General features: G+C 64.0%; 15 protein-coding genes and 1 pseudogene. 8 read left to right on the top strand and 8 right to left on the bottom strand.

Annotated features, from left to right (window positions below):
- Position 1: 1 nt before the first annotated feature.
- Together GGR17_RS16850 and GGR17_RS16845 are read right to left on the bottom strand one after the other, a co-directional pair.
- Entirely contained in the window at positions 2-265 is a 264-nt protein-coding gene (locus tag GGR17_RS16850; protein WP_054539107.1) for a hypothetical protein, read from the bottom strand.
- Complete coding sequence (locus GGR17_RS16845; protein WP_054539108.1) at positions 262-3,066, bottom strand: [protein-PII] uridylyltransferase family protein; 2,805 nt, start codon at positions 3,064-3,066, stop codon at positions 262-264. The genes GGR17_RS16850 and GGR17_RS16845 overlap by 4 nt, the downstream gene beginning before the upstream one ends.
- Before the next feature lie 93 nt (positions 3,067-3,159).
- Here GGR17_RS16845 and GGR17_RS16840 point away from each other — a divergent pair, with 93 nt between their 5' ends.
- From GGR17_RS16840 to GGR17_RS16825, 4 genes are all read left to right on the top strand, one after another.
- Positions 3,160-3,627, top strand: a complete 468-nt coding sequence (locus GGR17_RS16840; protein WP_054540401.1) for a YbaK/EbsC family protein — start codon at positions 3,160-3,162, stop codon at positions 3,625-3,627.
- Between the two features lie 111 nt (positions 3,628-3,738).
- Positions 3,739-4,137 (top strand): DUF2852 domain-containing protein, encoded by a 399-nt coding sequence (locus GGR17_RS16835; protein ID WP_037209521.1) that lies wholly within the window; start codon positions 3,739-3,741, stop codon positions 4,135-4,137.
- Between the two features lie 70 nt (positions 4,138-4,207).
- A complete protein-coding gene (locus tag GGR17_RS16830; protein WP_054539109.1) occupies positions 4,208-4,657 on the top strand; it encodes an RDD family protein in 450 nt (149 codons plus the stop codon).
- A gap of 69 nt (positions 4,658-4,726) precedes the next feature.
- Positions 4,727-5,560 (top strand): arginyltransferase, encoded by an 834-nt coding sequence (locus GGR17_RS16825; RefSeq protein ID WP_054539110.1) that lies wholly within the window; start codon positions 4,727-4,729, stop codon positions 5,558-5,560.
- Between the two features lie 75 nt (positions 5,561-5,635).
- On the opposite strand, the gene GGR17_RS16820 is transcribed toward GGR17_RS16825, so the two are convergent.
- From GGR17_RS16820 to GGR17_RS16810, 3 genes and pseudogenes are all read right to left on the bottom strand, one after another.
- The gene (locus GGR17_RS16820; protein ID WP_054539111.1) at positions 5,636-7,990 is read right to left on the bottom strand and encodes a TRAP transporter large permease; all 2,355 of its coding nucleotides are present in this window, start codon (positions 7,988-7,990) and stop codon (positions 5,636-5,638) included.
- Positions 7,991-8,004: 14 nt separating this feature from the next.
- Positions 8,005-8,811, bottom strand: a pseudogene (locus GGR17_RS16815) (TRAP transporter small permease subunit); the annotation flags it as partial.
- 104 nt (positions 8,812-8,915) lie between these two features.
- Entirely contained in the window at positions 8,916-9,998 is a 1,083-nt protein-coding gene (locus GGR17_RS16810; RefSeq protein ID WP_183314792.1) for a TRAP transporter substrate-binding protein, read from the bottom strand.
- A 419-nt stretch (positions 9,999-10,417) separates the two neighbouring features.
- On the opposite strand from GGR17_RS16810, the gene GGR17_RS16805 reads away from it, so the two are divergent.
- The gene (locus GGR17_RS16805; RefSeq protein WP_054539113.1) at positions 10,418-12,172 is read left to right on the top strand and encodes an acetolactate synthase 3 large subunit; all 1,755 of its coding nucleotides are present in this window, start codon (positions 10,418-10,420) and stop codon (positions 12,170-12,172) included.
- 13 nt (positions 12,173-12,185) lie between these two features.
- Entirely contained in the window at positions 12,186-12,746 is a 561-nt protein-coding gene (gene ilvN / locus GGR17_RS16800; RefSeq protein ID WP_037209507.1) for an acetolactate synthase small subunit, read from the top strand.
- A gap of 46 nt (positions 12,747-12,792) precedes the next feature.
- Here ilvN and GGR17_RS16795 read toward each other — a convergent pair whose 3' ends face one another.
- Complete coding sequence (locus GGR17_RS16795) at positions 12,793-13,044, bottom strand: EF-hand domain-containing protein (protein ID WP_037209504.1); 252 nt, start codon at positions 13,042-13,044, stop codon at positions 12,793-12,795.
- Positions 13,045-13,301: 257 nt separating this feature from the next.
- Here GGR17_RS16795 and GGR17_RS16790 point away from each other — a divergent pair, with 257 nt between their 5' ends.
- Both GGR17_RS16790 and GGR17_RS16785 read left to right on the top strand, forming a co-directional pair.
- Positions 13,302-13,817, top strand: coding sequence for an RNA polymerase sigma factor (locus tag GGR17_RS16790; protein WP_054539114.1), 516 nt, complete (start codon positions 13,302-13,304; stop codon positions 13,815-13,817).
- A 96-nt stretch (positions 13,818-13,913) separates the two neighbouring features.
- Positions 13,914-14,825, top strand: coding sequence for a pirin family protein (locus GGR17_RS16785; RefSeq protein WP_054539115.1), 912 nt, complete (start codon positions 13,914-13,916; stop codon positions 14,823-14,825).
- Positions 14,826-14,887: 62 nt separating this feature from the next.
- Here GGR17_RS16785 and GGR17_RS16780 read toward each other — a convergent pair whose 3' ends face one another.
- Positions 14,888-15,133, bottom strand: coding sequence for a hypothetical protein (locus GGR17_RS16780; protein ID WP_054539116.1), 246 nt, complete (start codon positions 15,131-15,133; stop codon positions 14,888-14,890).
- Positions 15,134-15,367: 234 nt separating this feature from the next.
- Positions 15,368-15,688, bottom strand: coding sequence for a hypothetical protein (locus GGR17_RS16775; RefSeq protein ID WP_157445569.1), 321 nt, complete (start codon positions 15,686-15,688; stop codon positions 15,368-15,370).
- Positions 15,689-15,866: the final 178 nt, after the last annotated feature.

The raw sequence follows: 15,866 nt of genomic DNA, 5'->3' as shown, positions 1-15,866 counted from the left end.
ATCACGCCTTGCGTCGCCCCGCATAGCCGCCCCGGCGCCGCGGCGCCGGCGGGCTGGCCAGCGCGGCGCGCAGCACGTCTGTCATCGGATGCTCGGGCGCGTCGGCCCCGTAAAGCATCAACAATGTCTCGAGCGGCGCGCGCATGTCCGCCGGCGCGCCGAGCGCCCAGTCCAGAAAGATCGTCCGGCAATCGGCCGGTGTGATCCCCTCGATCCGATAGGCTTCGCGGATCAGCCCCGTCGGGTCCGCCTCATCCCCGGTCATGTTCCCGCCTTTCCGCGGCTCAGCACCGCTTCGATGGTTTTCTCTGTCTCGGCTTGCACCTGTTCCAGCCGCAGCGCCAGCGCCCCGGCGCTGTCGGCCCCGGTCGCGCGAAGGAAGAAATCACAGCCCCCCGCGCCCAGGTCTTCGGGCACCACCGGCCTGTCGCTCAACAGCTTCGCGGCGACCTGAACCCGGCGAAAGAGGTCGTAGGCCGCGATCAGCGCGCCGGCCTCGGCCTCGCGCAGCCAGCCGGCCTCGACCCCCGCCCGCATCTGCAGCGGCACCTGGGTTTCGGGGCTGCCGGCGACAAGCGCCGCGGCCGAGGCCAGCATTTCTATGTCCTGCCCGCGCCCCGGCCCCAGACGGCCATCCCAGATCCCCTTGGCGGGCTTGGCATCGGCCAGACGGGCGCGCATGTCCTGCACCGCTTTGGCGATCTTCGCGGGGTCGGCCTTTTCCTTCAGCAAGGCGCGCCGGAACACCTCGACCCGCTCGCCGAGCGCGGGGGCGCCGGCCACCGGCCGGGCGCGGGTCAGGGCCAGATGCTCCCATGTCCAGGCCTCGTTGCGCTGATAGTCGCAAAAGGCCTGAAACGAGGTCGCCACCGGCCCCTGCCGCCCCGACGGGCGCAGCCGCATATCGACATCATAAAGCTTGCCGCCCGCCATCGGCGCGCTCAGCGCGGTGACCAGCGCCTGGGTCAGCCGGGCGTAATAGGCCCGCGCCGCCAGCGGCCTGCGCCCGTCGGACGTTTCCACCCCGTCCGCGTCATAGATCACGATCAGATCCAGATCCGAGCGCGCGTTGAGCCGCTCGGCCCCCAGCGAGCCCATGCCCAGCACCGCCGCGCCCTTGCCCGGCGGTGCGCCATGCTTTTGCGAAAACGCGGCCACCACGGGCGCCCAGAGCGCGGCCACGACCGCCCCGCCCAGATCGGCATATTGGGCGCTGGCCTCGTCGGGCTCGGTCAGCCCGCGCAGCAGATGCACGCCGATGCGGAAATGCCATTCGCGCGCCCAGCGGCGGGCGGCGTCGAGCTGGGTTTCATAATCATCGGCCTCCGCCAGACGCGCGCCCAGCTGGGCCTGCAGCGCCGCCCTGCCCGGCCAGTCGGCGAAGAAATCACCGCCGATCACCGCATCCAGCACATCGGCATTATGCGACAGGTAGCGGGCCAGTTCCGGCGCGGTGGCGGCGATATCGACGATCAGGTCGATCAGTTGCGGGTTCGACTTGAACAGCGAGAAAAGCTGCACCCCGGCAGGCAGGCCCGACAGGAACCCGTCGAAGGCGGCCAATGCCTCGTCCGGGCGGCCGGCCTTTTGCAGCCGCTTCAGGATATCGGGCTTCAGCCGCGCGAAAATCTCGACCGCGCGCTGCGATCGCAGCGCGGGATAGGTCGGCCAGCGTTCCATGATCGCGGCGGACTTGTCGCTCAGCGCAACGGGCGCCTCTTCGGCCGGGGCCGGGGCAAAGAACCCCTCCGTCAGTTCGGCCACGCGGGTCAGCCTTGCGGTCAGCCCGGCGCGAAAGGCGGCGGTATCGCCCTGCCCCATGAAGCGCGCGATACGGTCGAAGCCCTCGGGGTTGTTGGGCAGCGCGTGGGTCTGCGCGTCGCCGACCATCTGCAAGCGATGCTCGACCTCGCGGTGATGGCGGTAATTGTCGGTCAGCACCCCGGCCACATCCTCGGGCACCCAGCCCTTCGCGGTCAGCCGCGCCAGCCCTTCGACCGTGCCGCGTACACGCAGATCGGGATCGCGCCCGCCGGCGATGATCTGGCGGGTCTGGGTGAAGAATTCGATCTCGCGGATGCCGCCCTGCCCCAGCTTCATGTCGTGGCCTTCCAGGCAGATCGCGCCATCCGGCCCCCCGTGCAGCCCCTTGTGCGCGCGGATGCGCAGGCGCATGTCATGCGCATCCTGTATGGCGGCGAAATCCAGATGCCGACGCCAGACAAAGGGCCGCAGCCGTTCCAGATAGGCCCAGCCCGCGCGAAGATCACCGGCGCAGGGCCGCGCCTTGATATGCGCCGCCCGCTCCCACGTGCGGCCGAGGCTTTCGTAGTACCGTTCCGCCGCCTCCATCGCCAGGCAGACCGGCGTGACGCTGGCATCCGGGCGCAGCCGCAGATCCGTGCGGAACACATAGCCATCGCCGGTCTGGTCCGACAGAAGGCCCGTCAGCCGCCGCGTGACGCGGATGAAACAGGCACGGGCGTCGTGATAATCATCCGGCGCGAATCGGTCCTGATCGAACAGGCAGATCAGGTCGATGTCCGATGAATAATTCAGCTCATGCGCGCCCTGTTTGCCCATGGCCAGCGCGACCATGCCGCCCGCGGTTTCCACATCCGCCTCTGTAGCACCGGGCAATTTGCCGCGGGCGATCTCTGCGCCCACAAGCCGGTTGAGCGCGGTATCGACGCAGATATCGGCAAGGTCCGTCAGCCGCCCGGTGACGCTTTCCAGCGGCCAGACGCCCCCCAGATCGGCCAGCGCGATCAGCAGCGCGGCGCGGCGCTTGGCCACCCGCATCCCCGGTTTCAGATCGGCCAGCGCCAGCGCCCGCACATCCGAAAGGAGGCCGTCGATGGCCACTTCCGGCGCACCGGCAAGCGCGGACTCGAGCCAGTCGGCCTCGCACTCCATCAGGCCTTTCAGATAGGGGCTGCAGCCGGCCGTGCCCGCCAGAAGCGCGCGAATCTCGGGGGGCTGGCCGGCGAAACGGCCAAGCACCTCGGCGCCGCGATCGGGGTCGAAGGCGATGGGCTGACGGGTGATACGGCGCGCGAAACTCATCACCAACTGATGCCGCGCCGCGCCGGGCAGGTCAACGGGGGTTGCGGGCCCTGGGCACCATGCCGATACTCGGGCCGGACGATGGAGGCGACGATGAGCAAGAGCCTGAAACGGGTGACGGCCGCGCTGGAGGCCGCGGGAATCGACGCCAAGGTGCTGGAGGTCGGTCAGGCCCGCACCGCCGCCGAAGCGGCGGCAGCGGCCGGGTGCCACATCGACCAGATCGCCAAATCCATCATCTTTCGCGGCGTGCAGAGCGGCAGCGCGATCCTGTTTCTGACGGCGGGCGGCAATACCGTCTGCGCCGACAAGGCCACCGCGCTGGCGGGTGAGCCGCTGGGCAAGGCCGATGCCGCGCTGATCCGGGCGCAGACGGGCTTTGCCATCGGCGGCGTCGCGCCCGTGGGGCACCTCAATCCGATCCGCGCCTTTCTGGACCCGCGCCTGACGGAATTCGACGTCATCTGGGCCGCAGCGGGCACGCCGCGCCATATCTTCCCCGTCTCTCCGGCCGATCTTCGGCGCATAAGCGCCGCGCAACAACATGATTTTACTACATAAAACAGATTAATGTAAAAATCATTCACATCAAGTCTTGACCAGCGGGGGTGAAGACCCAATCTTGAGGATGTGAAAGGCATTCACATTCACCTCTGACCCAAGGAGTTACACATGAGTTCCGTCGCCACCTGGCCCTCACAAGCCGAGAACTGGCTCGATCAGCGCGGTAAAGGCGCCTGGATCGCGGCTATGGTCCTCGGTTTCATTTTCTTCTGGCCCGTGGGCCTTGCCCTTCTTGCCTATATGATCTGGAGCAAACGCATGTTCAAAGGCTGCAACAAACGCAAACATTTCCACGCCCGCGCCCATGGGTTTCAATCCTCGGGCAACACGGCGTTCGACGCCTATAAATCCGAAACCCTGCGCCGGCTCGAGGAAGAACAGGAGAATTTCGAGGCTTTCCTCAAGCGCCTGCGCGAAGCCAAGGACAAGTCCGAATTCGACCAGTTCATGGACGAGCGTGCCCGCAAGGCGCGCGAGACAGGCAGCGGCGATCCGGTCGAGGCCTGACGCCCAGAAAGGGCGCCCCGAGAGCCGGGGCGCCCTTCCCCTTTGCCCTTCGCATCCCTAGTTAGGACCCATGAGCGATATATTCTGGGGTCTCCCCGACCCGGACCTTCACGAAGACTTCTATGCCGATGTGCCCGTCAAACGGCTGATCGCATGGGTCATCGACACCCTGCTGATCCTGCTTCTGACGGTGCTGGTGCTGCCCTTCACCGCCTTTACCGGGCTGTTCTATTTCCCGCTTCTGGCCACGGTCATCGGGTTTGTCTATCGGACCGTGACACTGGCCGGCGGATCGGCCACCCTGGGCATGCGCCTTGTGGCCATCGAATTTCGCCGTGCCAATGGTCAGCGATTCGATGTGGTGACCGCGGCGATGCACACGCTGCTGTTCTCGGTCTTCTTCTCGTTCCTGCTGCCGCAGGCGGCCTCGATCATCCTGATGCTGACCGGCCCGCGCCGGCAGGCGTTGCATGACCTGCTGCTGGGCACCGCCGCCATCAACCGCGCCGCCGCGAGCTGAGCTAAACCCCTTGGCGCGCCCGGATAGCTTTGCTAGCGTTGAATGTAACGAGAAAACAACGCTGACCCCATGCGCCACACGCTGCCCATCGCGCCCCAGTTCTATGTGACGGCTCCGCAACCCTGCCCTTATCTGGCGGGGCGGATGGAGCGTAAGCTGTTCACGGCGCTGCAGGGCGAACATGCCGAAAAGCTGAACAACACGCTCAGCAAGCAGGGGTTCCGCCGCTCGCAGAACGTGCTTTACCGCCCTTCCTGCGCCGATTGCAACGCCTGCCTGTCGGCCCGCATCCGGGTGAAGGATTTCACCCCGACCCGCAGCCAGCGCAAGACGCTGCGGCGCAATGCCGAACTGACGCGGGCGCGCACGTCGCCCTGGGCCACCGAGGCGCAATACGCCCTGTTCCGCCGCTATCTGGAGAACCGCCATGCCGATGGCGGCATGGCCGACATGGATATCTTCGAATTCGCCGCGATGGTCGAGGAAACCTCGGTCCGCTCCCGCGTCGTCGAATACAGCCGCCCCGACCCGGAGGACGGAACCACCACGCTGGCGGCCGTCTGCCTGACCGATGTGCTGGAAGACGGGCTGTCGATGGTCTATTCCTTCTACGATCCGGAGATGGCGGCGCGCAGCCTTGGCACCTATGTCATCCTCGACCATCTGGAGATCGCGCGCGCCGCGGGGCTGCCTTATGTCTATCTGGGCTACTGGGTGCCGGGCAGCCCGAAGATGGGCTACAAGGCCAATTTCTCGGCGCTGGAAATCTACAAGAACGGGGTGTGGCAGGATATAGGCGACCCGGCTGATCACAGCTCTGAGACCCATCCGCTTTCGGTGGCGCCGATCGCCGAACAGGTGGCGCGTATCACCCTGCCCGACGGTCGCCCGACCCGCCGCTGAGCAGCGGGCCCGCGATGGCGGAGCCGTGACAGCAAAGATGCAAACCCGCCCCAAAAGGGCGGGCTTTTCTTTGGGTCAGTTCGGCAGCAGGTTCGGCACGATGGTGACGATGGCCGGGAAGAACCACAGGATCGCCAGCCCCGCCATCTGGATCAGCACGAAGGGTATGATGCCGCGATAGATCTGGCCGGTCGACACCTCGGCCGGGGCGACCCCGCGCAGATAGAACAGCGCGAAACCGAAGGGCGGCGTCAGGAACGAGGTCTGCAGGTTGACCGCGATCATGATCGTCACCCACTTCGGATCGAACGTGCCGCCATAGATCACCGGCCCCACGATCGGGATCACGATATAGATGATCTCCAGGAAATCGAGCACGAAGCCCAGCAGGAACAGCACCAGCATCACGATCAGGAACACCGTCAGTTCATTGTCGAAGCTGCGCAGGAATTGCTGGATATAATGCTCGCCGCCAAAGGAGATCACCACGAGGTTCAGCAGCTGCGAGCCGATCAGGATGGTGAAGACCATCGAGGTCACCTTTGCCGTCTCGCGCACGATCGGCGGCAGCACCGCAGAGCGCCACAGCACCCAGCATCCGTAGAGAATGCCGAACATCGCGAAGTGATAGGCGCCCTGGGCGATGATGAAGGCCACCCAGTCTTCGAACGGCACATCGGCGCGGTTGATCCGCAGGTCGAAATCCGTTCCCGCCAGGATCATGATCACGATCGCCAGCGCCGCCCACAGGATGAGCCGGCCGCTCTTGTTCTCTTCCTGCAACTTGCGGAAGGCGGCCAGCATGATCGCGCCGCCCGCGCCGAGCGCGGCGGCCGGGGTCGGGTTGGTGATGCCGCCCAGAATGGAGCCGAGCACCGCCACGATCAGAAGCAGCGGCGGAAACACCACCCGCAGCAATTCGTTCCGGCCCAAAAGCCCCATGGCATAGCGGCAGCCGTAAAGCGTCATCGCCAGCGGAATCGCCAGCCGCATATAGGTCTGGCCCGGCGAGCTCAGCGGGGTGATGAACAGCGCATCCACCACCAGCGCCAGGGCAACGCCGGCCGCGCCGATCAACAGCGGCCGCGGATCGGAAGAGGGCGAAACGCCCCGCGCGGCACTCAGCACCAGCGCCAGAAGCACGAAGGCCGTCAGGATGCCGCTTGAAATCACCGGGGCGGCGGCAATCTTGTCGGCGCGCGCGCCGGCGATTTCCTGTTCGGTCAGCTTCTTGCTGGCGACGGCGCCGCCCGCGGCCTCGATCGCCTGTTGCTGGGCAACGGCGAGATCCCATTTCTCCTGCCCGTGGAGTTCGATCATCGACTCGCGGCACTGATCCGACACGTTGGTGCGCAGAACCGCCGCCGGGGAACTGTCGGAATAGCTGTCGACGGTGATGCTCTGGCTGCCGGCGATGTTCAGATACCCCGCCAGAACCGCGCCGCCGATCATCGCAAGCGGAACGAACAGGAACCATGTCAGTGTCTCGCGGCGGGTCACCGCTTCGCCGGAACGGGCCCCGAACGCCACGGGCGGCGCCTTGTGGGGCTTCACGAGCGCATAGACGAAGGCAAAAGCGCCATAGAGGAAGGCCAGCATGATGCCGGGCAGGATCGCCGCCTGAAACAGCGTGCCCACAGAGACCACCGCCGCTTCGCCCAGATAGGTCAGCGCGTCGGAACAGCCGGCAAGCTGCGCCCGGTTTTCCTGCGCGGCGGAATAAAGATCGCCCGCCAGCGTGCCCAGCAGAACGATCACGATCGAGGGCGGAATGATCTGCCCCAGCGTGCCCGACGCGGCGATGACGCCGGTGGCAAGCTCGGGCGAATATTTGTTGCGCAGCATGGTGGGCAGGCTGAGAAGACCCATCGTCACCACGGTAGCGCCGACAATGCCGGTAGAGGCCGCGAGGAACGCGCCCACCACCACCACCGAAACCGCCAGCCCGCCCGGCAGCGGGCCAAACACGCGCGCCATGGTCGTCAGCAGTTCGTTGGCGATCTTTGAGCGTTCCAGCGTGATGCCCATCATCACGAACATCAGCACCGCCAGCAGCGTCTCGATGCCCTGCCCGGCCAGCACCCGTTCGTTCATCCGGTTGACGACAAAGCTGATGTTGCGGTCCATCGCCACTTCCCAGCCCTGCGGGAACAGCGGCGTGTCATAGCGCGGCAGATCGGGGTATCGGAACACCGATATGGCATCGGGATGCAAACCTTTGGCGATCAGCGCGTTATACGCCGCCGATCCGGTATCGACCGCCTGATGGATCAGCAGCCCGGCACTGTCCAGCCCGGCGATGATCGCGAAAGAGATGACCCCGGCCCCGGCGATGGCGAAGGCCACCGGAAAGCCCGAAAGAATGGCCCCGAAGAGGCAAAGAAAGACGATGATCAGGCCGATCTCGACGCCGTCAAGTCCGAATAGCATTTATCCCGCCCCTATCAGTGTGTGCCTTCATAGGCTTCTTCACCCGCGCCGAGGGTGTCTTTATCGAGGTATTTCCCCTCGCTCGGCTCTCCCTCCACCAGTTCCAGATAGGAGCGGTAGAAGAAGGCGATGGCCTGCAGGAACACCAGCCCGCAATAGGCCAGAAGCAGGATTTTGAACACGAAATAGGCGTTGAACCCGCTCGGCGAAAAGCCGATGGTCTCGACGTTCCAGCGCACCGCGCGGGCCTTCAGCATCAGCTTGTCCAGCGTGTCGGAGGCCGAAGGCTTGGGCGTGATCAGGTGGCGCCACAGGAAATACCAGGCATACATCCAAGTCAGCACCGCCACCGGCATCATGAAGATCAGCGAGCCGGCCATGTCGATGATCCGCTTGGTGCGGTGGGAGACGGCGGAATAGACCAGATCCACCCGCACATGCCCGCCCTGCACGAATGTGTAGGTGACGCAGAGCGCCACGATCATAGCGTTGTAAAGCTTCAGCTCCTCCGACCACCAGGACAGATCCTTGGTGAAAGCCATGCCCATCGGGCCGAAAGAGATTTCGGAAACACGAAAGATGCGCTGCAGAAAGACGATGACGATCTGCTGAAGCACCATCAGCAGGCCCGCCCAGGCAAAGAACCGGCCAATCCCGTTGGCAAACCCCTCGAGCACCCGCACGGTGCCCCACATGATGGTGCGGCGCCACAGCCCCAGCGCCGTCAGCGCCAGAAACAGCACGAAGACGACCGTGAAGAATTCAACCGAGCCACCGTAGTAGACGATGCGCATGATTGCCTGTTTTTCAGATAGCTCCAAGCGGCCCCCCGTCTGCCCGTCCGTGCATTTCGGCGCGTGTTACACAGGGCGCCCCCCGGCCCGGACCCGGACCGGAGAGCGCATTCGTTTCAAAGCTGCAGGGCTTAACCCAGAATGCGGTTGCGCTGCGTGGAATAGGCGCCTTCCGAACGGCTGATCCACTGCGAGGAATTCCTCATCGACGCCATGTAGCTGTCGTGGATTTCCTTGTACAGATCGTCGTTCAGGTTCGCAGCGACAACTTCCATCGCGGCGCTTCCGAAGGCATCCCAGACGCTATCGGGGAACTCGAGCACCTTGACGCCGCCCGCCTGCAGACGCTGAAGCGCCGAGGCGTTGTTCGCCATGAACTGCGACAGGCTCCAGGCGTTGGTCGACATGGCCGCGTTTTCGATGACCGACTGAAGCGCCGGGCTCAGTGAGTCGTAGACCTCGCGGTTGGTGGCCAGCGAAAGACCCAGCCCCGGCTCGTGGAAACCGGCGGTGTAATAGAACTTGGTGATCTCCTGGAAGCCGGCCTTTTCATCCGCCCAGGGGCCGATCCACTCGGTGCCGTCGATCGCGCCGGAGGCCAGCGCCTGATACACTTCGCCGCCCGGCAGGTTCTGCACACTCGCGCCCAGCTTGGCCAGCACCTCGCCGCCCTGGCCCGGCATCCGGAACTTGAGGCCCTGGAAATCCTCGGGGCCGTTGATCTCCTTGCGGAACCAGCCACCCGATTGCGGGCCGGTGTTGCCGGCGAGGAAGGTCTTGAGGCCGAAGATCTCGGTCAGCTGATCCTGCAACTGCTGGCCGCCCTGATGGTAGTACCAGTTGTTCAGCTCCTGCGCCGTCATCCCGAAGGGAATGGCCGAGAAGAACGAAAAGGCCGGATGCTGGCCAAGGAAATAGTAATCCACCCCGTGGTACATGTCGGCCTGGCCCGACGATACGGCGTCGAACACCTCGAAGGCGCCCACAAGCTCACCCGCCGCCTTGACTTCGACCGTCAGCGCGCCATCGCTCATCGCGGTGACGGTGTCGGCGCAGCGCTGTGCGGCGTCATGCACGCCGGCCAGGCCGCGGCCCCAGGTCGTGACCATGGTCAGCGTGCGCTTGCCCTGGGCATAGGCCGGTGCGGCCAGTGTCGATGCGGCGGCCGCGCTGCCGCCAAGTGCGGACGTGCGCAAAAAAGAACGACGATCCATTTGGTCTCTCCTCCCGAAAAATTTCGCCCACCCTATGGCGGGCAGATCACTTTATGGTGCGGCGAAACTATCTGCAGTTTCCGGGAAAAAAAACCATAACCTAGATGCCGCCCCGGAAAATTTTCATTTCACCGTTGGAAAATCCGCATATGTCGCATTTTCGGTCAGGTGCGCAATAATTGGAAAGTTTTTTCTGGCCACACGACACAAAACTCATGATTTTGGCGGTTGACGGCCCTGCGCCCCGCTCCTAATGTCCCCGCGCACGCAAACGAAGGATCCCCGGGAATGGCTGACATTCTTGTACTCGTAGAAGAAAGGCGCATGGGCCGGTAACGGACACCAGAAGGTTACCCCATGCGCCCCCGTTCACACCGGGGGCTTTTTTGTTGGCGCAGACGCGAAGCACGGAGAGAGAGATGACCAAGTCGATGACCGGCGCGAGGATGGTGGTTGAAGCCCTGAGGGATCAGGGGGTCGAGGTGGTGTTTGGCTACCCCGGCGGCGCCGTGCTTCCGATTTATGACGAGATCTTCCAGCAAAACGAGATCCGGCACATTCTGGTGCGCCACGAACAGGCCGCGGTTCACGCCGCCGAAGGATACGCACGCTCGACCGGCAAGCCCGGCGTTGTGCTGGTGACCTCGGGCCCGGGCGCCACCAATGCCGTCACCGGGTTGACCGACGCACTGATGGATTCCATCCCGATCGTGGTTCTGACCGGCCAGGTACCGACCTTCATGATCGGCACCGATGCCTTTCAGGAAGCCGATACCGTGGGCATCACCCGCCCCTGCACCAAGCATAACTGGCTGGTGAAAGACACTGATCGCCTGTCGGAAACCATCCACAAGGCGTTTCACGTTGCCACCACCGGCCGCCCCGGCCCGGTTCTGATCGACATTCCCAAGGATGTTCAATTCGCCTCGGGCAGCTATACCGATCCGCGCCGCTCCGAGATGGGGCATTACAAGCCGCAGGTGAAGGGCGATATCGAGATGATCACCCGCCTCGTCGAAGCGATGGAACAGGCCAGGCGCCCGATCTTCTATACTGGCGGCGGCGTCATCAATTCGGGCGACGCGGCCACCCAGTTGCTGCATGAGCTGGTCGAGGCGACGGGCTTTCCCATCACTTCCACCCTGATGGGGCTGGGCGCCTATCCGGCCTCGGGCGACAAATGGCTGGGGATGCTGGGGATGCATGGCCTCTATGAGGCCAACCTGGCGATGCATGGCTGCGACCTGATGATCAACCTGGGCGCCCGGTTCGACGACCGGATCACCGGGCGGCTGGCCGATTTCAGCCCCAACTCGATGAAAGCCCATGTCGATATCGACCCGTCGTCGATCAACAAGGTGATCCATGTGGATCTGCCGATCCTCGGCGACATTGCCCATGTTCTGGAAGACCTGCTGCGCATCTGGAAATCGCGCGGCCGCAAGGTGAACAGGGACGGGCTGGCGAAATGGTGGGCGAAGATCGAGGATTGGAAGAAGGTGGATTGCCTGGCCTATGCCCCCTCTTCCAAGACCATCAAGCCGCAATACGCGCTGCAGCGGCTGCAGGCGCTGACCAAGGATCACGACCGCTATATCACCACCGAGGTCGGCCAGCATCAGATGTGGGCGGCGCAGTTCCTGCATTTCGACGCGCCCAAGCGCTGGATGACCTCGGGCGGGCTGGGCACGATGGGCTATGGCTTTCCGGCCTCCATCGGGGTGCAGATGGCGCATCGCGACGCGCTGGTGATCAACGTGGCGGGCGAAGCCTCGTGGCTGATGAACATGCAGGAAATGGGCACCGCGATGCAGTTCAACCTGCCGGTCAAGCAGTTCATCCTGAACAACGAACGGCTGGGCATGGTGCGCCAGTGGCAAGAGCTGCTGCATGGCGAGCGCTATTCGCATTCCTGGTCGGAATCGCTGCCCGATTTCGTGAAACTGGCAGAGGCCTTCGGCGCCAAGGGCATTCAGTGCCATGATCCGGCCGATCTGGATGACGCGATCATGGAGATGATCAACCATGACGGGCCGGTGATTTTCGACTGTCTGGTGGAAAAACACGAAAACTGCTTCCCGATGATCCCCTCGGGCGCGCCCCATAACGAAATGCTGCTGGGCGGTGCCGACACGCAGGATGCAATCGGCGCCAAGGGCGCGGTGATGGTTTAGGAAAGGTCTTCAAATGTCTGCTCTACGTCTGAAAAAAGGTCTTTCGAAACACTCCGCATATGATCTGCGCGATCCCAATGCCGAGGTGATCGAAAGCCACACGCTCGCGGTGATCGTGGATAACGAGGCCGGGGTGCTGGCCCGTGTCATCGGCTTGTTCTCGGGCCGTGGCTATAACATCGAGAGCCTGACCGTGGCCGAGGTCGATCATCTGGGCCACCTGTCGCGCATCACCATCGTCACCAAGGGCACGCCGCAGGTGATCGAACAGATCAAGGCACAGCTTGGCCGCATCGTGCCCGTGCATGAGGTGCATGATCTGACGGTCGAAGGCCCTTCGGTGGAACGCGAACTGGCGCTGTTCAAGGTGGCTGGTCAAGGCGACAAACGGATCGAGGCGTTGCGTCTGGCCGAGATCTTCCGCGCCAATGTGGTCGACAGCACGTTGGAAAGCTTTGTCTTCGAAATGACCGGCATGCCGCAGAAAATCGATGCCTTTGCCGATCTGATGCGGCCGCTGGGCCTGATCGAGGTGGCCCGCACCGGCGTCGCGGCGCTGGCGCGCGGCACCTGAAACGACGACGCCCCGGTGTGAACCGGGGCGCCGCATTCTGCCCGTGTCAGCCTTCGCTCGACATCGGCAGCAGGCCGGCCTGCTCGGCCGCGCTCAGCTCTTCCTGGCTGATCATTCCGTCTTCGTCCGTATCCATGGCCACGAACCCGTCTTCCGTCAGCGTCGGAAGGGCCACCAGCATTTCGGTCATCGACAGCATCCCGTCGTTGTCTGCGTCCATGCTGGTGAAATCGGCCTGCGCAAAGGCGGCCCCGGCAAGGCCAAGGGTTGCCGCAACGGTCAAGATCATCGGTTTCATGTCATAACTCTCCTGAGTTTCGGTTGTGAGCGACGGCAAGATTGCCGCCCTCACCAGACAAGAGCGCGTGCCGGCGGTTTCCATCCCCTGCCCCGCCGCGGCGCCCCAGCATCCGCGACGGTTCGCCGAAACCCGCCCGCGCGGCGCGCTGAAAGCCGCCCAAACGGCCGGGTGCGGCCGATCGGCGGAAACCCCCGGCCTTGCCTATGCGTTTCACTGCGCGCCCAATAGCGGGCATCCGCGAATGGAGGGCAAGGATGACCGATTCCGGAGATGACCTTACCGCGCTGATCCCCGAGCTGCGGCATCTGGCACGGGTTCTGACACGCAATCGCGACACTGCCGACGATCTGGCGCAAGAGGCGCTGCTATGTGTCTGGGCGCGCATCGCGGCGGGCGAGGATATCCAGACGCTGCGCCCCTATCTGATGACGACGCTGCGCAACGCCCATCGCCGCACCCGCCACCGCGACAGCGACGTGACCCTGGGGGATGACGATACCGCCCTGCCCGCCCAGCCGGCCGAGGCGCCCGGCCGGCTGGCCCTGCGCGAGGTGATGCAGGCCATCGCCGCCCTGCCCCCGGCCCAGGCCGAACTACTGCGCCTGCTGGCGACGACAGGCGCGGACTATGCCGATCTGGCCCGGCAGACAGGGCTGCCGCTGGGCACTGTCACCTCGCGCCTGTCGCGCGCCCGCGCCCGGCTGCGCGCGGCGGTGGACCTGCCCGAGAATGCCCCCGTCACCACCCTGTTCGACGACCGCGCCGCCTGACGACCCTGCAACCGCGCACAGACCGTGTTTGCCGGCTCCAGTCGCGCTGACGGATGCAAAACGCCATATTCCCTGCAAAGAGACAGGAGAAAGACGATGACATTCCGCCCGATCAAATCCCAGACCAGGGCCATCCCGGCGACCGAAGGCGCGGGCGTGCATCTGCACCGGGTCTTCGGCTTCGGCGATCCGTCCGACAGTGATCCGTTCCTGCTGCTGGACGATTTCCGCAACGATGACCCCCGGCTCTATTCCAAGGGTTTCCCCTGGCATCCGCACCGTGGGATCGAAACCATCACCTATGTTCTGGAAGGCACGGTCGAGCATGGCGACTCGCTGGGCAACAGGGGGCTGCTCGGCCCCGGCTCGGTGCAATGGATGACCGCCGGGTCGGGCATCCTGCATCAGGAGATGCCCAAGGGAAACAAGGCCGGGCAGATGCACGGCTTTCAGCTTTGGGCCAACCTGCCGTCGCGGCTGAAAATGACCGCGCCGCGCTATCAGGACATTCAGGGCAGCGACATCCCCGAGATCATCGACGATGACGGAACGCGGGTGAAGATCATCACCGGCAGGTTCTGGGGCAAATCCGGCCCGGTCGACGGAATCGCGGCGGAGCCGATGTATCTGGATGTGTCGGTGCCACCCAACACCCGCAAGAGCCTGCCCGTCGATACCTACGCCAACACCTTTGCCTATGTCTTCGCCGGCGAGGGTTCGTTCCGGGATGCCTCGGCCCCCGAGGGCGTGCGGGTCGAGAAGGAATTCATGGGCGAGGAGCTGAATATCCACGACAGAACCGGCAACCGCACGCTCGTCCGGTTCGACAGCGGCGATGAGGTGACGGTGCAGGCCGGGCCCGAGGGGATCCGCTTTCTGCTGGTCAGCGGCCGCCCGCTGCAGGAGCCGGTGGCCTGGCACGGCCCGATCGTGATGAACACCCGCGCCGAACTGATCCAGGCAATGGAAGACCTGAACAACGGCACCTTCATCCGCGCACAGAAATGACAGGCTGAAAACAAGACGCCCCGATCCTGCGACCGGGGCGTTTCGCGATCACGGGCGGGCGGTCATTCCGACATCGGCAGCTCGCCACCCTCTTCGGCGGCGGCAACCTCGCCCTCGTTCAGAAAGCCGTCGCCATCCGTGTCGATCCCGGCAAACTCCTCTTCGGTCAGGTCGGGGTAAGCGACCAGCATTTCCTCCATCGAAAGCTTGCCGTCGCCATCGCTATCGAACGCGGCGAAGTCGCCGGCCGCGAGGGCCGCCCCGGAAAGCGCCAGCGTGGCGGTAAGGATCGTGATTTTCAGTTTCATATCTGAAGACTCCAGAATTCAGATTTTCAAACGGCACGGCGCCGTCCCTCGCCATATGTGCTCGCGCACGGGCGCTTGCAGCCCGCCGGCAACAGGGAAAAATTCCTTATTCGCGGGATGGCCGCGTACAGTGCCGCACCGCACAAAAAGAAAGGGGCGCCCGAAGGCACCCCAGTTTCGCTGATCAGGCTCATTCTATGTACCGCCCGGTTTCTGCCTGCGGCCCGATCTGCGTCAGGGGCGAGCGCACCCGCCCCGGAACTCAACTTCTATGTAAAAACGCCCGCCCATACTTGGTGATCCGAAATCCGCGAGGGATCTCCTCCAAGAGACCCTCGGCAAAAGGGTTTCCAGGGCTTTTTTGTGGCTTTTGATATTCCTTACCACCTGATCAATTCGACAATCTGGGCGGTTTTTCAAAGGCTCATAATCCGATGCATCCAATGCAATCCGCGCCTTAATTTCTCTGCGCAGATCGGTGGTTGAAAGCTCACCGAGCAAGCTCTCATTTAAGGCCTCAAGGACAGGGCGAGTTAATTCATATTCGTGAACCATTTATTTTTAGCTTTCTGTTGTTATCCACAGGTCGCGAGCATTAGTTGGTGGCAAACCTGTGCGTAAGTCAGCACGCTATTGATCCCAAGTTCCGTCCATGTCTTTCCTTTTGTCATGGCCCCAAAAAGGGCCAAACTGGTTTCTCCCGCAGCGTGCTAGGCTAGTGCGGGAAGAGCCG

Origin of the sequence: Actibacterium naphthalenivorans (assembly GCF_014196965.1) — a bacterium.
GTDB lineage: Bacteria > Pseudomonadota > Alphaproteobacteria > Rhodobacterales > Rhodobacteraceae > Actibacterium_A > Actibacterium_A naphthalenivorans.
This window is presented reverse-complemented; position numbering and strand designations above follow the sequence as displayed.

Bases quoted from the DNA above. Each gene is read 5' to 3' on its own strand.
- GGR17_RS16850 (WP_054539107.1), bottom strand. From the start codon at position 265: ATGACCGGGGATGAGGCGGACCCGACGGGGCTGATCCGCGAAGCCTAT.
- GGR17_RS16845 (WP_054539108.1), bottom strand. From the start codon at position 3,066: ATGAGTTTCGCGCGCCGTATCACCCGTCAGCCCATCGCCTTCGACCCC.
- GGR17_RS16840 (WP_054540401.1), top strand. From the start codon at position 3,160: ATGAGCAAGAGCCTGAAACGGGTGACGGCCGCGCTGGAGGCCGCGGGA.
- GGR17_RS16835 (WP_037209521.1), top strand. From the start codon at position 3,739: ATGAGTTCCGTCGCCACCTGGCCCTCACAAGCCGAGAACTGGCTCGAT.
- GGR17_RS16830 (WP_054539109.1), top strand. From the start codon at position 4,208: ATGAGCGATATATTCTGGGGTCTCCCCGACCCGGACCTTCACGAAGAC.
- GGR17_RS16825 (WP_054539110.1), top strand. From the start codon at position 4,727: ATGCGCCACACGCTGCCCATCGCGCCCCAGTTCTATGTGACGGCTCCG.
- GGR17_RS16820 (WP_054539111.1), bottom strand. From the start codon at position 7,990: ATGCTATTCGGACTTGACGGCGTCGAGATCGGCCTGATCATCGTCTTT.
- GGR17_RS16810 (WP_183314792.1), bottom strand. From the start codon at position 9,998: ATGGATCGTCGTTCTTTTTTGCGCACGTCCGCACTTGGCGGCAGCGCG.
- GGR17_RS16805 (WP_054539113.1), top strand. From the start codon at position 10,418: ATGACCAAGTCGATGACCGGCGCGAGGATGGTGGTTGAAGCCCTGAGG.
- ilvN (WP_037209507.1), top strand. From the start codon at position 12,186: ATGTCTGCTCTACGTCTGAAAAAAGGTCTTTCGAAACACTCCGCATAT.
- GGR17_RS16795 (WP_037209504.1), bottom strand. From the start codon at position 13,044: ATGAAACCGATGATCTTGACCGTTGCGGCAACCCTTGGCCTTGCCGGG.
- GGR17_RS16790 (WP_054539114.1), top strand. From the start codon at position 13,302: ATGACCGATTCCGGAGATGACCTTACCGCGCTGATCCCCGAGCTGCGG.
- GGR17_RS16785 (WP_054539115.1), top strand. From the start codon at position 13,914: ATGACATTCCGCCCGATCAAATCCCAGACCAGGGCCATCCCGGCGACC.
- GGR17_RS16780 (WP_054539116.1), bottom strand. From the start codon at position 15,133: ATGAAACTGAAAATCACGATCCTTACCGCCACGCTGGCGCTTTCCGGG.
- GGR17_RS16775 (WP_157445569.1), bottom strand. From the start codon at position 15,688: ATGGTTCACGAATATGAATTAACTCGCCCTGTCCTTGAGGCCTTAAAT.